At 64.3% G+C, this 13,389-nt stretch carries 14 protein-coding genes; 10 read left to right on the plus strand and 4 right to left on the minus strand.

What is annotated here, in order from left to right; all coding sequences use genetic code 11:
- The first annotated feature begins 21 nt into the window (after nt 1-21).
- Both FOY51_RS27290 and FOY51_RS20980 read left to right on the plus strand, forming a co-directional pair.
- A complete protein-coding gene (locus FOY51_RS27290; RefSeq protein WP_187776409.1) occupies nt 22-168 on the plus strand; it encodes a hypothetical protein in 147 nt (48 codons plus the stop codon).
- Between the two features lie 91 nt (nt 169-259).
- Nucleotides 260-841, plus strand: coding sequence for a hypothetical protein (locus tag FOY51_RS20980; protein WP_149432210.1), 582 nt, complete (start codon nt 260-262; stop codon nt 839-841).
- Nucleotides 842-938: 97 nt separating this feature from the next.
- On the opposite strand, the gene FOY51_RS20985 is transcribed toward FOY51_RS20980, so the two are convergent.
- On the minus strand, nt 939-1,622 hold the full coding sequence (locus FOY51_RS20985; RefSeq protein ID WP_149432211.1) for an MBL fold metallo-hydrolase: 684 nt from the start codon (nt 1,620-1,622) through the stop codon (nt 939-941).
- 141 nt (nt 1,623-1,763) lie between these two features.
- On the opposite strand from FOY51_RS20985, the gene uvrA reads away from it, so the two are divergent.
- Nucleotides 1,764-4,682: an excinuclease ABC subunit UvrA gene (gene uvrA / locus FOY51_RS20990; RefSeq protein WP_149432212.1), complete on the plus strand. Its 2,919-nt coding sequence runs from the start codon at nt 1,764-1,766 to the stop codon at nt 4,680-4,682.
- An 8-nt stretch (nt 4,683-4,690) separates the two neighbouring features.
- Nucleotides 4,691-5,185: a DUF1801 domain-containing protein gene (locus FOY51_RS20995; protein WP_149432213.1), complete on the plus strand. Its 495-nt coding sequence runs from the start codon at nt 4,691-4,693 to the stop codon at nt 5,183-5,185.
- A gap of 58 nt (nt 5,186-5,243) precedes the next feature.
- Here the strand turns inward: FOY51_RS20995 and FOY51_RS21000 are convergent, their stop codons facing one another.
- The 3 genes from FOY51_RS21000 to FOY51_RS21010 all read right to left on the minus strand — a co-directional run bounded on the left by FOY51_RS21000 (nt 5,244) and on the right by FOY51_RS21010 (nt 7,078).
- The gene (locus tag FOY51_RS21000) at nt 5,244-6,092 is read right to left on the minus strand and encodes a YdcF family protein (RefSeq protein WP_235916585.1); all 849 of its coding nucleotides are present in this window, start codon (nt 6,090-6,092) and stop codon (nt 5,244-5,246) included.
- 174 nt (nt 6,093-6,266) lie between these two features.
- The gene (locus FOY51_RS21005) at nt 6,267-6,665 is read right to left on the minus strand and encodes a GNAT family N-acetyltransferase (RefSeq protein WP_149432214.1); all 399 of its coding nucleotides are present in this window, start codon (nt 6,663-6,665) and stop codon (nt 6,267-6,269) included.
- 68 nt (nt 6,666-6,733) lie between these two features.
- Nucleotides 6,734-7,078 (minus strand): DUF1844 domain-containing protein, encoded by a 345-nt coding sequence (locus FOY51_RS21010; RefSeq protein WP_149432215.1) that lies wholly within the window; start codon nt 7,076-7,078, stop codon nt 6,734-6,736.
- Nucleotides 7,079-7,436: 358 nt separating this feature from the next.
- On the opposite strand from FOY51_RS21010, the gene infC reads away from it, so the two are divergent.
- The 6 genes from infC to pheT all read left to right on the plus strand — a co-directional run bounded on the left by infC (nt 7,437) and on the right by pheT (nt 13,387).
- Nucleotides 7,437-8,114 (plus strand): translation initiation factor IF-3, encoded by a 678-nt coding sequence (gene infC, locus FOY51_RS21015; RefSeq protein ID WP_149432254.1) that lies wholly within the window; start codon nt 7,437-7,439, stop codon nt 8,112-8,114.
- A 48-nt stretch (nt 8,115-8,162) separates the two neighbouring features.
- Nucleotides 8,163-8,357, plus strand: a complete 195-nt coding sequence (gene rpmI / locus FOY51_RS21020; protein WP_149432216.1) for a 50S ribosomal protein L35 — start codon at nt 8,163-8,165, stop codon at nt 8,355-8,357.
- 92 nt (nt 8,358-8,449) lie between these two features.
- Nucleotides 8,450-8,842: a 50S ribosomal protein L20 gene (gene rplT / locus FOY51_RS21025; RefSeq protein WP_149432217.1), complete on the plus strand. Its 393-nt coding sequence runs from the start codon at nt 8,450-8,452 to the stop codon at nt 8,840-8,842.
- Between the two features lie 23 nt (nt 8,843-8,865).
- Nucleotides 8,866-9,663: a TrmH family RNA methyltransferase gene (locus FOY51_RS21030; RefSeq protein WP_149432218.1), complete on the plus strand. Its 798-nt coding sequence runs from the start codon at nt 8,866-8,868 to the stop codon at nt 9,661-9,663.
- A gap of 101 nt (nt 9,664-9,764) precedes the next feature.
- Nucleotides 9,765-10,820 carry a phenylalanine--tRNA ligase subunit alpha gene (pheS, locus tag FOY51_RS21035; RefSeq protein WP_371830475.1) on the plus strand — a complete coding sequence of 352 codons (1,056 nt, stop codon included), beginning with the start codon at nt 9,765-9,767 and terminating at the stop codon, nt 10,818-10,820.
- Between the two features lie 62 nt (nt 10,821-10,882).
- Nucleotides 10,883-13,387 (plus strand): phenylalanine--tRNA ligase subunit beta, encoded by a 2,505-nt coding sequence (gene pheT / locus FOY51_RS21040; RefSeq protein ID WP_149432220.1) that lies wholly within the window; start codon nt 10,883-10,885, stop codon nt 13,385-13,387.
- Nucleotides 13,388-13,389 lie beyond the last annotated feature (2 nt).

Here is a 13,389-nt window from a genome sequence, read left to right on the forward strand (position 1 = left end):
CACCTGATCTACTCGGTCGGGTTGATCGACTACCTCGACGACAATCTGGTCGTGGTGTTGCTCGACTGGATCCACGACCACTTGGCCGACGGTGGCACAGCCATGGTCGGGAACTTCGATGTGGGTAATCCAGACAGGGCATTCATGGACCACATCCTCGGTCGGTGAAATTGCGAGAGCAGTGCTCTTGAAATTACCGACGGTCTTGTGAATACTGCTCTATAGAGAGAGCGCCGCTCTCGAATGAAGGAGCAGTCACATGAGAACGTCAACCTTGTTCGGTTTCGCCGGCGTCATGTTCGCCGTGTATCCGATTCTGCGGCCGTATTCGAGTGAGACCGGAATGGCGGGTGCCGAGGCGTTCGGCTCGCCGCTGTGGGTCGCCGCGCATACCTGCGCGATGCTCGGTTTCATCGCCCTCGGCCTCGGCATGCTCTACGCCAGGGGCGCCGGGCTGCCGAACACAGCGGTTATCAGCACCTGGATAGGTATCGGATTGGTGCTGCCGTATTACGGCGCGGAGGCGTTCGCGCTCAACGCAATCGGTCGATCGGCGGTCGACGCATCCAATCCGGCGCTGCTCGACCTGGCCAGCTCGATCCGCTACTCGGCAGTGCAGATGACGATGTTCGGGGTTGGGCTGGTGCTGATCGCGATCGGCACTGTCGCATTCGCTCGACAGCACCGCTACGCAAGAGTCCTCGCCGTCGGATTCGTACTGTTCCTCCCGCAGTTCTTTGCCCCGCCGGAGCTGCGCATCGCGCACGGGATCTTGATCCTCGTCGGTTCGTTGCTCGTCGCCCGCGCGGTGCGTGTTCGTCGCATGGCTGTCGCGGTATAGGCGACGTCTGCTGATGATCCGTCGAGTCCGATTCCGTCGGAGTCAACGTCACCTTCGTGTCGTCTGCCGGACCGAAGGTGACCTTCACTCCGGTCCGCTACCAGCCCCGGGCACGCCATTCGGCCAGCTGCGGACGTTCAGTGCCGAGCGTCGTGTCGTCGCCATGACCGGGATACACCACCGTGTCGTCACCGAAGCGATCGAAGAGCTTGCTTTCCACATCGCCCAGCAAGGACGTGAACTTCTCGGCATCCGCCGTTTTGCCTACGCCGCCCGGGAACAACGAATCACCTGTGAACAGGTGCACGCGGCCGCCGGTCTCGGTCAACGCCAGCGCTATCGAACCCGGCGTATGCCCGCTCAGGTGGACGATGTCGAAGTTCAGGTCACCGACCGAAACCGTGTCGCCGTCGTCCAGCAAGCGATCGGGCGTCACCGGCAGCGGATCGGCGTCGAGCGGATGGGCCGCTGTTTGAACGCCCGTCGCACCGGCTACCTCCTTCAGCGCGAGCCAATGATCGGGGTGTTGGTGGGTGGTCACGATCAGCTGCAACGACCCGGAGTGATCGCCGATCAACTGGATCAGCCGAGGAGCTTCGTTGGCCGCATCGATTAGCACCGATTTGCCAGTTGCGGAACACTGGACCAGGTACGCGTTGTTGTCCATGGGGCCCACCGACATCTTGATGATCGATGCCCCCGGGATTTCGCGTTGTTGAGGAAGCGAACCAGGGGAGAGATGGCCGGTGTAGTTGCGGTCGAGGTCGATGTGCGGCGCCATGTCTCGCACGCTACCGCGCCCTGATCGCCGAATAACCGCTGGTACCGATCGTCGACGGAAACGTGTCGGTGGTCGGGAATAGCATGTGCACCGCGCGACGAGTATGTCGTGTGAGTGTCGTCGAAACTGAAGGGATTGTCTGTGGCGGATCGCCTGATAGTGCGAGGTGCGCGGGAACACAATCTGCGCGGGATCGATCTCGACCTGCCAAGGGACAGCCTCATCGTATTCACCGGCCTGTCCGGTTCTGGAAAGTCGAGCCTCGCGTTCGACACCATCTTCGCGGAGGGGCAACGGCGCTACGTCGAGTCGCTGTCCGCGTATGCCCGTCAGTTCCTCGGTCAGATGGACAAGCCCGACGTCGACTTCATCGAAGGGCTCTCGCCCGCGGTGTCCATCGACCAGAAGTCGACCAACCGAAACCCGCGATCCACGGTAGGCACCATCACCGAGGTGTACGACTACCTGCGCCTTCTCTACGCGCGTGCAGGCAACGCGCACTGCCCCGTGTGTGGCGAGACGATTGCCAAGCAGACGCCGCAGCAGATAGTCGACCAGGTTCTGGCCATGGACGAGGGCACCAAGTTTCAGGTCCTCGCGCCGGCCGTTCGCACTCGTAAGGGTGAATTCGTCGACCTCTTCGAACAGCTGCAGACGCAGGGCTACGCCCGTGTTCGCGTCGACGGCGTCGTCCACCAACTCACCGATCCGCCGAAGCTCAAGAAGCAGGAAAAGCACGACATCGAGGTGGTCGTCGACCGGTTGACCGTGAAGGCGAGCTCCAAGCTGCGTCTGACGGACTCGGTGGAGACGGCATTGCGGTTGGCCGACGGCATCGTCGTCCTGGACTTCGTCGATCGTGACGAGAACGCGCACGACCGAGAGCGTCGCTTTTCGGAACGGCTCGCCTGCCCCAACGGCCACGCACTCGACATCGACGATCTCGAGCCGCGCTCGTTCTCCTTCAACTCGCCCTACGGTGCCTGCCCGGATTGCTCGGGTCTGGGCGTCCGCAAAGAGGTCGACCCGGACCTTGTGGTGCCCGATCCCGAACTGAGTCTCGAGGACGGCGCGATCGCACCGTGGTCGATGGGCCAGACCGCCGAATACTTCGGTCGGCTGCTGTCCGGCCTCGCCGATATCCAGGGTTTCTCGATGCGGACGCCGTGGCAAGACCTTCCCGCGAAGGCGCGGAAAGCCGTACTCGAAGGCAGCTCCGATCAGGTCCACGTCAAGTACAAGAACCGCTACGGTCGCGTGCGCTCGTATTACGCGGACTTCGAGGGTGTGATGCCCTTCCTGCATCGCAGGCTGGAGAACACCGAGTCGGAGCAGATGAAGGAGCGCTACGACGGCTACATGCGCGACGTGCCGTGCCCGGCATGCGACGGTGCTCGTCTGCGACCCGAGATTCTGGCGGTCACCATTGCAGCGGGCGACGACAAGAAGTCGATCGCCCAGGTCAGCGAACTCTCGATTTCCGACTGTGCCGAATTTCTCGGCAACCTGACGTTGGGCCCTCGCGAGAAGGCGATCGCCGGTCAGGTCCTCAAGGAGGTGCAGGCGCGTCTCGGATTCCTACTCGACGTCGGACTCCAGTATCTGTCGTTGTCCCGCGCCGCAGGCACGTTGTCGGGAGGCGAAGCACAGCGGATCCGATTGGCGACGCAGATCGGGTCCGGGCTGGTCGGTGTGCTCTACGTACTGGACGAACCGTCCATCGGCTTGCACCAGCGCGACAACCGGCGACTCATCGAAACCCTGACGCGGCTGCGCGACCTCGGCAACACGTTGATCGTCGTCGAGCACGACGAAGACACGATCCGCGCATCCGATTGGGTGGTGGACATCGGTCCACTCGCGGGCGAGCACGGCGGCAACGTGGTGCACAGCGGGCCGTACGAAGAATTGCTCACCGATACCGAATCCCTCACCGGTGCATACCTTTCCGGCCGGTCCGAGATCGCGGTTCCGTTGGTTCGGCGGCCGATCGATCGCAAACGCCAGGTGACCGTGGTCGGTGCGCGCGAGCACAACCTGCAGGGCATCGACGTGAGCTTCCCGCTCGGAGTGTTGACCGCGGTCACCGGCGTGTCCGGGTCGGGCAAGTCGACGTTGGTCAACGACATCCTGGCCACCGCGATGGCGAACAAGCTCAACGGCGCACGCCAGGTGCCCGGCCGCCATACCCGCATCAAGGGACTCGATCATCTGGACAAGCTCGTCCAGGTGGACCAGTCGCCGATCGGTCGGACCCCGCGATCCAACGCCGCCACCTACACCGGAGTCTTCGACAAGATTCGCACCTTGTTCGCGGCGACCACCGAGGCGAAGGTCCGCGGCTACCAGCCAGGGCGGTTCTCGTTCAACGTCAAGGGCGGTCGCTGCGAGGCCTGCTCGGGTGACGGCACGTTGAAGATCGAGATGAACTTTCTTCCGGACGTATATGTGCCGTGCGAGGTGTGTCACGGCGCCCGCTACAACCGCGAGACCCTCGAGGTGCACTACAAGGGCAAGACCATTGCCGAGGTGCTCGACCTGTCGATCGAGGAGGCAGCCGACTTCTTCGAGCCGATCACGTCGATTCACCGCTACCTCAAGACGCTCAACGACGTCGGACTCGGATACGTGCGGCTCGGACAGCCCGCGCCGACGCTCTCCGGAGGCGAGGCGCAGCGCGTGAAGTTGGCCGCCGAATTGCAGAAGCGATCGACCGGTCGAACTGTCTACGTCCTCGACGAGCCGACGACCGGTTTGCATTTCGAGGACATTCGCAAGTTGCTGCTCGTGGTCAACGGACTTGTCGACAAGGGCAACACCGTGATCGTGATCGAGCACAACCTCGACGTGATCAAGACATCCGACTGGGTCATCGACATGGGACCCGAAGGCGGTTCGGCTGGCGGCATGGTTGTCGCGGAGGGAGCGCCGGAGGCGATTGTCGAGGTCGACGAGAGCTACACGGGGCAGTTCCTGAAGCCTGTGTTGGCAGCGAAACCGACCGCGGTCAAACGTGCCCCGAAGAAGCGCGCGCCCCGGAAGGTCGCAGCCGTCGGATAGGAGTCGTCATGTTCCGCGTCACCGCAGCCTCTGTCGACGAGTACTTCGCGTTCGATGCAGTTCGCGAGGCCGACCTTCGGGCCGTGGACGCGATCATCAGATCGGCTGCGCCGTCGCTGAACCGCTGGTTCGTCGGGGGAACACCGGCGGGTGAGCCGGGCATGGCGATGTCGATGATCGGATACGGCCAGTTCCACTACACGGTGAAGAGTTCGACGGTGCGCGTCGCCTGGCCAGTCGTCGGGCTTGCGCTGCAGAAAAGCTATTTCAGCGTGTATATCTCTGCTGTCGATATCACTGCACGTGACGGCGATCGACCGTTTACGACGACGTATCCGCACTCGATCGGCTCGGTGAATATCAGCCCGACCGGTGCGCTGCGATTTGCGCGAGCCGCTGACGTCGACTCGCATAAATTCAGCACCATGATCGCCACTCTCGACGCGGGACTTACGGCAGGATCGCTGGTGCTCCGGCACGGCCGTAGTGCGAAAACCGTTTAGCGAATTCGAGTAATCCGGCTATTTGGATTGAGCAAAGAATGCCCAATCGCCAACCCATTCATCGCGTCGCGGGAAGTCCGAATACGCGCGTCGCATCCAGATACATTCCCCGCTGATTGGCCTTCGACAGCGGGAGAATTTGCGACACGATCTGGTCGAGGGTGCTCATTGCGCCGACCACCGGGGTGCCTGCGATGGTGAAGTCCGCGGTGGCTCGGCGGATGTGGTTGGCAGAAGTGACCACCGCAGCGTTGACGGCGCCCAGGTCCCGAATCATCTGCGTCGAGAACAGGGCATTTTCGACCGTCGAGCCGGCGCGGTCCTCCACGTGAATCCGTCCCTCCGGCACGAGGTGGCGGACCAGCCAGTCCTTCATGGCCGCGGCCTCGGTGATCCCGTTCTGTGGATTGCCGCCGGTGACGATGATCGGAGACGCAGGTGCCGTGATCGATTGGATGGCAACGGCCTGCAGGCGACTGACCAACTCAGGGCGCAGCGCTCCGTTCGGTAGCAGTCCGAAGCCGAGGACCACAACCGCGGTCTGCGGACCCTGAAAGGACGGGAACGGATTGGGCGGGGTGAGTGCAGCGGTCGATATGACGCGTAGGACGTTGTCCACGCCGGCTTGCCTACTGGGATCGTCGGCACCGAGTTTGGCGCTCGCATCGATCTTCGCGCCACGATCACCGGCGTAATCGGCCCAGATTGCGCGCAATGCGAGCGCATCGGTGTCGTTGGGTGCCGCGCCGAGCAGCTCGCCGAGCTTGCCGATGCCCCCTGCGGCGTCGCCATGGGCGAAAGCATTCTGCGCGTCGTTGTACAACTGAGTCGTATTCGCCGCCGCTGCCAGCGGCGCATTCGCGACGGACAGTCCGATGGTCAGCAACGCGGACACAATTGCTGTCACGGCAATTCGCGCGATTCGAGTTATGTGAAGGGATGTTCTGGAGTCGACCTCGTCCGCACCACTCATCATCGCTTCAAGGTACACAAATAATCGAGCCGGGAAATAACGATTCTATTTACCACGACAAATGTATTGCTGCATTTGTAGATACAGAGTCGCGTTACCCGCAGTGGATCAGTGGATATTCTTTGCCATGCACACGCTGAATTGTTCTCCGATGTATTGGCCGAACAGCGGAATTTCGCGATATCCGTGCTTGCGATAGAGCTGCCGCGCCATCGTGTGCAGCGTGCCGGTTTCGAGCACGATTTCGTCGACGCCGCGATCCCGTGCGTCCGTCTCGACACGACCGAGCAGCGCGCCCGCCACACCGCTCCCACGTGCATCGGGGTGGACGAACATCGCCTTCAATTCGGCCGCGGCGCCGTCTTTGCACACCAGTGCCGCGGTACCTACGGCAATCGCGTCGAGGCTGGCCAGGTAGAAGGACACATCGGGACCCTCCAGCTCGTGAACGTCGAGCATGAAACAGTTCTCCGCCGGATAGAGCGACTTGGCATAGGCCGCGCTCATTTGCAGCAACGCCGCGACTCCATCGGCGCGAGGGGACCCGAGAGATACGTCGACCAGCGGGGCCACTATCAGTAGACCGGGCCGGTCAGCTTCTCGCCGGGACCCTTGCCCGGCTCGTCGGGGTGAGCGGACGCTTCTCGGAAGGCCTTCTGCAGCGACTTCAAGCCATCGCGGATCGGACCCGCGTGCGGCCCGAGGTATTCGACGGACGATGTGACCAGGCCGGCCAGAGCGGTGATCACCCGGCGCGCCTCGTCGAGATCGCGATGTGGGCTGTTCTCCGGGTCGGGATCCGACAATCCGAGCTTCTCGGCTGCCGAACTCATGAGCATCACGGCTGCACGGCTGATCACCTCGACTGCTGGAATGTCCACCAGTTCGCGTACCGAGTCGGGCTCGTCGTTCTGCGTCATACTTGAAGACGATTCCACAGCTCGAGCATCTGTCGGCACTCCGCGCGGCCGATTCGGCTCCGACGTGGGTAAATGCTAAAGTAGACGCCGACGACCGCCCTGCGCTTATGCGTAGGGCATCAAGTGGAGCCCGACTCCCACCGCTTTACGGCAGTTACGACGGCTGTTCAGCGGTCCCGGTCGCCCGTTCGAACGGCCAGTTTCGAGTGGGCTCCCTCGAGCATATGAGGGAATGCGAGCAGCGCTGACGGCGTTGATCGTCATTGACCGGTCGACAGCGGGCCCCGTATCGGCATTCGAGCCGAGCGGGGCTTTCTCGTTGAGTTGGAAGGCCCTAGCCTGCTGCGCGCGGTCATCACTGACACCGCTCAACCTAGGAGGCCCCATCACCACTGAGACCCGCATCAACGATCGCATCAGAGTTCCCGAGGTTCGACTCATCGGACCGGGCGGCGAACAAGTTGGGATCGTGCGTGTTGAAGATGCGCTCCGCGTCGCAATCGAAGCAGATCTCGATCTGGTCGAGGTAGCGCCCGACGCCCGTCCACCAGTGTGCAAGATCATGGACTACGGCAAGTTCAAGTACGAGACGGCGCAGAAGGCGCGCGAGTCTCGCAAGAACCAGCAGCAGACCGTCATCAAGGAGCAGAAGCTCCGGCCCAAGATCGACGATCACGACTACGAGACCAAGAAGCGCAACGTCGTTCGCTTCCTCGAGGTCGGGTCCAAGGTCAAGGTGACCATCATGTTCCGTGGCCGCGAGCAGTCCCGCCCCGAATTGGGCTACCGACTGCTTCAGCGCCTCGCCGCAGACGTGGTCGACCTGGGATTCGTCGAGACATCCGCGAAGCAGGACGGCCGCAACATGACCATGGTCCTCGCCCCGCACAAGGGTGCGAAGACCCGAGTGAAGGCGCAGCAGGGCGCCGAGGCCGCAGCCAATGCACCCGCACCGGCCAACGCCCCTGCAGCACCAGCCACTCCGGCAGCACCGGCCGCCCCGGCCGATGCCCCGGGTGACGCAGCGACCAGCTAGACCGCAGCGTCAGACAAAGCAGAGTACGAAGACAGAACTGAGGATCGTATGCCCAAGATGAAGAGCCACAGCGGCGCCTCGAAGCGCTTCAAGGTGTCCGGCCGCGGCAAGCTCCTGCGTGAGCAGGCCAACCGTCGCCACCTGCTCGAGCACAAGTCGTCGCGACGCACTCGTCGTCTGAGCGGCACGGAAGATGTCAGCGCAAACGATGCCCCGCGCATCAAGCGTCTGCTCGGTATCTGACGCACCAAGCTTTTTTGGCGCACCCCTGCCGGTGCACAAATGACATGTGACCAACCGGGCAGTTCTTGCCCCCAGATCGACAGGATTTACCAGTGGCACGCGTAAAAAGGGCGGTCAACGCCCAGAAGAAGCGCCGTTCAGTTCTCGAAGCCTCCGCCGGCTACCGCGGACAGCGTTCGCGCCTGTACCGCAAGGCCAAGGAGCAGCAGCTCCACTCGCTCACCTACGCCTACCGCGACCGTCGGGCGCGCAAGGGTGACTTCCGCAAGCTGTGGATCACGCGTATCAACGCTGCAGCCCGCGCGAACGACATCACCTACAACCGTCTGATCCAGGGCCTCAAGGCCGCTGGTGTCGAGGTGGACCGCAAGATCCTCGCGGAGCTGGCCGTCTCCGACGCCGAAGCCTTCACCGGCTTGGTTGCTCTCGCGAAGGCTGCACTGCCGGCCGATGTCAATGCGGCATCGACCGACTCGGCTGCCTGATTCATACACATCCGGAACGGCCCGTGGACGCTCTCACCGAGCGCACTCCGCGGGTCGTTTCCGCTGTCAAGCTGCTACGTTCCGCCGGCAGGCGCAAGGTCGGCCAGTTCTTGGTCGAGGGCGCCAACTCGGTGGAAGCGGCACTCGACGGTGGGCGTGCGCGTGAGCTGTACTTCACGGCGGACGCCGCTGATCGCTACGCAGACCTGATCACGCGTGCTGAATCGACCGGTGTACGAACAGCTTTGGTGACCGACAAAGCTGCTCGCGGGTTGGGCGATACCGTCACGCCGCCGGGCTTGGTTGCGGTGTGTGGGCTTGTCGACATCCCGCTGGAGCAAGCGCTGCAGGGCACTCCGCGCTTGTTCGCGGTGCCGGTCGAGATCGCCGAGCCCGGCAATGCCGGCGCCGTCATCAGGGTCGCCGACGCGGTGGGTGCCGACGCCGTGGTGTTCGCGGGCGATACCGTCGATCCGCACAACGGCAAGGCAGTGCGATCGTCGGCGGGCAGCATCTTTCACCTGCCGATCGCTCGCGTGCGTAACGCGGCGGATGCGCTGGACGGATTGCAGGCGGCGGGTGTGCAACTGCTCGCGACGGCTGCCGACGGCGAGATCGACCTCGACGACGCCGACGATCTGCTCGCCGCACCGACCGCATGGCTGTTCGGCAACGAAGCGCACGGCCTGAGCGCGGAGGTCGCCGCGCGAGCCGATCATCGGGTTCGGATCCCGATTCGCGGGCGCGCAGAGAGCCTCAACCTGGCGACCGCCGCGGCGATCTGCCTCTACGCGAGCTCGAGGGTGCAACACCGCAGCTAGAAATGCGGATGAGCCCGCAAGTGCCCGTCCCATAGAATTCGACCACCAGCACACCTCGATAGAGACACAGGAGCGGGACAACAGTCGTGGCAAGCAACGATGTGGCAGAGACGCAGGAACCGGACGCCGCCGTTCTGTCGGCCGATTCGCTCGATGCCGCAGTAGCTGCGGCGGAGACCGCCTTCGCCGCCGCCGCCGATCTCGACGCATTGGCCAACGCAAAGACCGAGCACCTGGGGGACAAGGCGTCGATTGCCCTTGCTCGTCGGAGCCTCGGCGCACTGCCCGGCAAGGAGCGCGCCGACGCGGGAAAGCGGGTGAACTCCGCGCGTACCGCGGCGTCGGCCGCTCACGATGCGCGCCGCGATGTGCTGCTGGCCGAGCGTGACGCCGCCGTGCTGGTTGCGGAGGCCATCGACGTGACCTTGCCTGCCCAGCGGCACCCGGCAGGCGCACGTCACCCCGTCACGGTGATCTCCGAGCAGGTGGCCGACGTCTTCGTTGCCATGGGCTGGGAAGTCGCCGAAGGCCCAGAGGTGGAAACCGAGCACTTCAACTTCGACGCACTCAACTTCCTGCCCGACCATCCGGCGCGCACGATGCAGGACACGTTCCACATCGCCCCCGAAGGATCGCGGCAGGTGTTGCGCACGCACACCTCGCCCGTGCAGATCCGGACGATGCTGTCTCGCGAGCTGCCGATCTACGTGGTCTGCCCGGGCCGCACATTCCGCACCGACGAGCTCGACGCCACGCATACGCCGGTGTTCTCGCAGGTGGAGGGCTTGGCCGTGGACAAGGGTCTCACGATGGCGCATCTGCGCGGCACGCTCGACGCGTTCGCACGGGCGCTGTTCGGGCCGGAAACTCGAACTCGTATGCGGCCCAACTACTTCCCCTTCACCGAACCGTCCGCCGAGGTGGACATCTGGTTCCCGCGCAAGAAGGGTGGCGCAGGCTGGGTCGAGTGGGGCGGTTGCGGCATGGTCAACCCGAACGTGTTGCGCGCCTGCGGTATCGATCCGGACGTCTACACCGGGTTCGCATTCGGTATGGGACTGGAACGAACTCTGCAGTTCCGCAACGGTATTTCCGACATGCGAGACATCGTCGAGGGCGATGTGCGCTTCACGATCCCATTCGGTGTGCAGACTTAGCCCGAACAACCCGTCCGGACCGACACTCGGACGGCCCGACGAGCGAGAGAGCGAAACCTACAGTGCGAGTAGCGCAGTCCTGGCTGACCGAGATCGTGCAGCGAGCGAACAGCGGGTGGTCGGTGACCCCCGACGAGCTCGATGCCGGCTTCGTTCGCGTCGGCCTCGAGGTCGAAGAGCTCGACACGTTGGTTCCGGTAGCGGGTCCGTTGGTCGTCGGTCGCGTCGCCGAGATCACCGAACTCACCGAGTTCAAGAAGCCGATCCGCTTCTGTCAGGTCGAGGTCGGCGAGTCTGCCCTGGAACATGGCGCCGGCCATACGGCGGCGACCCGCGGAATCGTCTGCGGCGCTCGTAATTTCGCCGAGGGCGACCTGGTCGTCGTCGCGCTGCCCGGTGCCGTCCTGCCTGGTGGCTTCGAAATCGCGTCGCGCAAGACGTACGGCCAGGTGTCGGACGGCATGATCTGCTCTGTCGCCGAACTGGGTATCGGCAAGGACCACTCCGGAATTCTGGTGCTGCGTCCGGGAACGGCCGAGCCCGGTGCAGATGCGAACGAGCTGCTGGGCCTCGGCGACTCGGTGATCGAACTCAACGTCACCCCTGATCGTGGTTACTGCCTGTCGGTGCGCGGCCTCACGCGCGAGCTGGCGTGCGGCTACGACCTCGACTTCGCCGATCCTGCCGACGTGGTGTCGCCCGGCACGACCGGTGACGGGTGGCCGGTGCAGGTCGATCCGGAATCGAAGGCAACCCGATTCACCGCGCGCAAGGTCACCGGCATCGACCCGGAGGCCATCACACCGTGGTGGTTGCAGCGACGCCTGCTGCTGTCCGGTGTGCGACCGATTTCGCCCGCCGTGGACGTCACCAACTACGTGATGCTCGAACTGGGTCAACCGCTGCACGCATTCGATGTCGCAAAGTTGAACGGCGGCTTGGTCGTTCGCCGTGCGAAGGCAGGCGAGTCCCTCCGTACGCTCGATGACGTCGAACGCACGCTGATCGAAGAAGACATCGTCATCGCCGACGATTCCGGCGTGATCTCCCTTGCCGGAATCATGGGCGGGCTCAGCACCGAGGTCGGCACCGACACGACCGACGTGCTGTTCGAAGCCGCGACGTGGAATCCGTTGGAAGTCTTCCGCGGTGTTCGTAGGCACAAGTTGTCGTCCGAGGCGAGTAAGCGCTTCGAGCGCGAAGTGGATCCGGCCATCAACGTCGCCGCCGTCGATCGTGCGGCAACTCTGCTGGTCGAGATCGCCGGCGGTACGGTCGATTCCGCACTGACCGACGTCGGGGGAGCCCCGGCCACCCGAGACTCGATCGCCATTGCGGCGGACCTGCCGGATCGCATCGCCGGAGTCGAATACGCGGCAGGGACCACCGAACGTCGGCTGACTCAGGTCGGCTGCACTGTCACGGGTGCCGCCGAGTCGTTGACGGTGACCCCACCGAGCTGGCGGCCGGATCTCGGTCAGCCCGCCGATCTGGTGGAAGAGGTACTACGCCTCGAAGGCCTCGAGCAGATCCCGTCGGTGCTGGTGGCCGCGCCTGCAGGTCGTGGACTCACGCCGGTGCAACGTCGTAGGCGGTCGATCGGCCGCGCGCTGGCATACGCGGGGTTCGTCGAAGTGCCGCCGCCGGTGTTCCTCCCCACCGATGTGTTCGACGTGTGGGGGCTCGACGCGGACGATCCGCGACGCAACACCACTCGGGTGCTCAATCCGCTGGAGGCGGATCGGCCCGAGCTGGCGACGACCTTGTTGCCCGGACTGTTGGAAGTGGCCGCCCGCAACATCTCTCGCGGCCAGCGCGACCTCGCGGTCTTCGGTGTCGCACAGGTGGTGCTGCGCGGACCGGACACCCGACCCCTCGATCCGCTCCCGGTCGATCGGCGTCCGACCGACGCCCAGATCGCAGAACAGATGGATTCGCTTCCGGCCCAACCGGTTCGCGTCGCAGGCGTGTTGACAGGGTTGCGTGAGCCACGTGGTCCGTGGGGCACGGGCCGTGCTGTCGACGCGAGCGACGCGTTCGCGGCCGCCGACGTCGTCGCCGATGCTGCAGGCGTGCGCATCGAACGGCGCGCGGCCCAGCACCTGCCGTGGCATCCGGGTCGGTGCGCCGAGTTGGTCGTCGACGACGTGGTCGTCGGATACGCGGGGGAGTTGCACCCGGCAGTGCTCGAGCGTGGCGGATTGCCGCCGCGCACCTGCGCGTGGGAGATCGACCTCGATCTACTGCCGATCGTCGAGTCGCTGCCCGCACCTGCCGTTTCCGTGTACCCCGCTGTGCTTCAGGACGTCAACGTCGTGGTCGATGCAACCGTGCCCGCCGCTGCAGTGGAGTCGGCGCTGTTGGTGGGGGGTGGGGAATTGCTGGAGAGTGTTCGCCTCTTCGACGTATATCAGGGGCAGCAGCTCGGCGAGGGGAGCAAGTCGCTGACGTTCGCGCTCCGGTTCCGCGCTGCCGACCGCACGCTGACCGAAGACGAGGCCAGTGCGGGTCGCGATTCGGCCGTCGCCGCGGCAACCGAATCCGTAGGCGCCGTGCTGCGTAGTTGAAC

Source organism: Antrihabitans cavernicola (assembly GCF_008297975.1).
In the GTDB taxonomy this organism is placed as follows: Bacteria; Actinomycetota; Actinomycetes; order Mycobacteriales; family Mycobacteriaceae; genus Antrihabitans; species Antrihabitans cavernicola.

Coding starts and splice junctions, on each gene's coding strand:
- FOY51_RS20985 (WP_149432211.1), bottom strand. CDS start 1,622: ATGGCGCCGCACATCGACCTCGACCGCAACTACACCGGCCATCTCTCC.
- FOY51_RS20995 (WP_149432213.1), top strand. CDS start 4,691: ATGTTCCGCGTCACCGCAGCCTCTGTCGACGAGTACTTCGCGTTCGAT.
- FOY51_RS20980 (WP_149432210.1), top strand. CDS start 260: ATGAGAACGTCAACCTTGTTCGGTTTCGCCGGCGTCATGTTCGCCGTG.
- FOY51_RS21010 (WP_149432215.1), bottom strand. CDS start 7,078: ATGACGCAGAACGACGAGCCCGACTCGGTACGCGAACTGGTGGACATT.
- rpmI (WP_149432216.1), top strand. CDS start 8,163: ATGCCCAAGATGAAGAGCCACAGCGGCGCCTCGAAGCGCTTCAAGGTG.
- FOY51_RS21005 (WP_149432214.1), bottom strand. CDS start 6,665: ATGAGCGCGGCCTATGCCAAGTCGCTCTATCCGGCGGAGAACTGTTTC.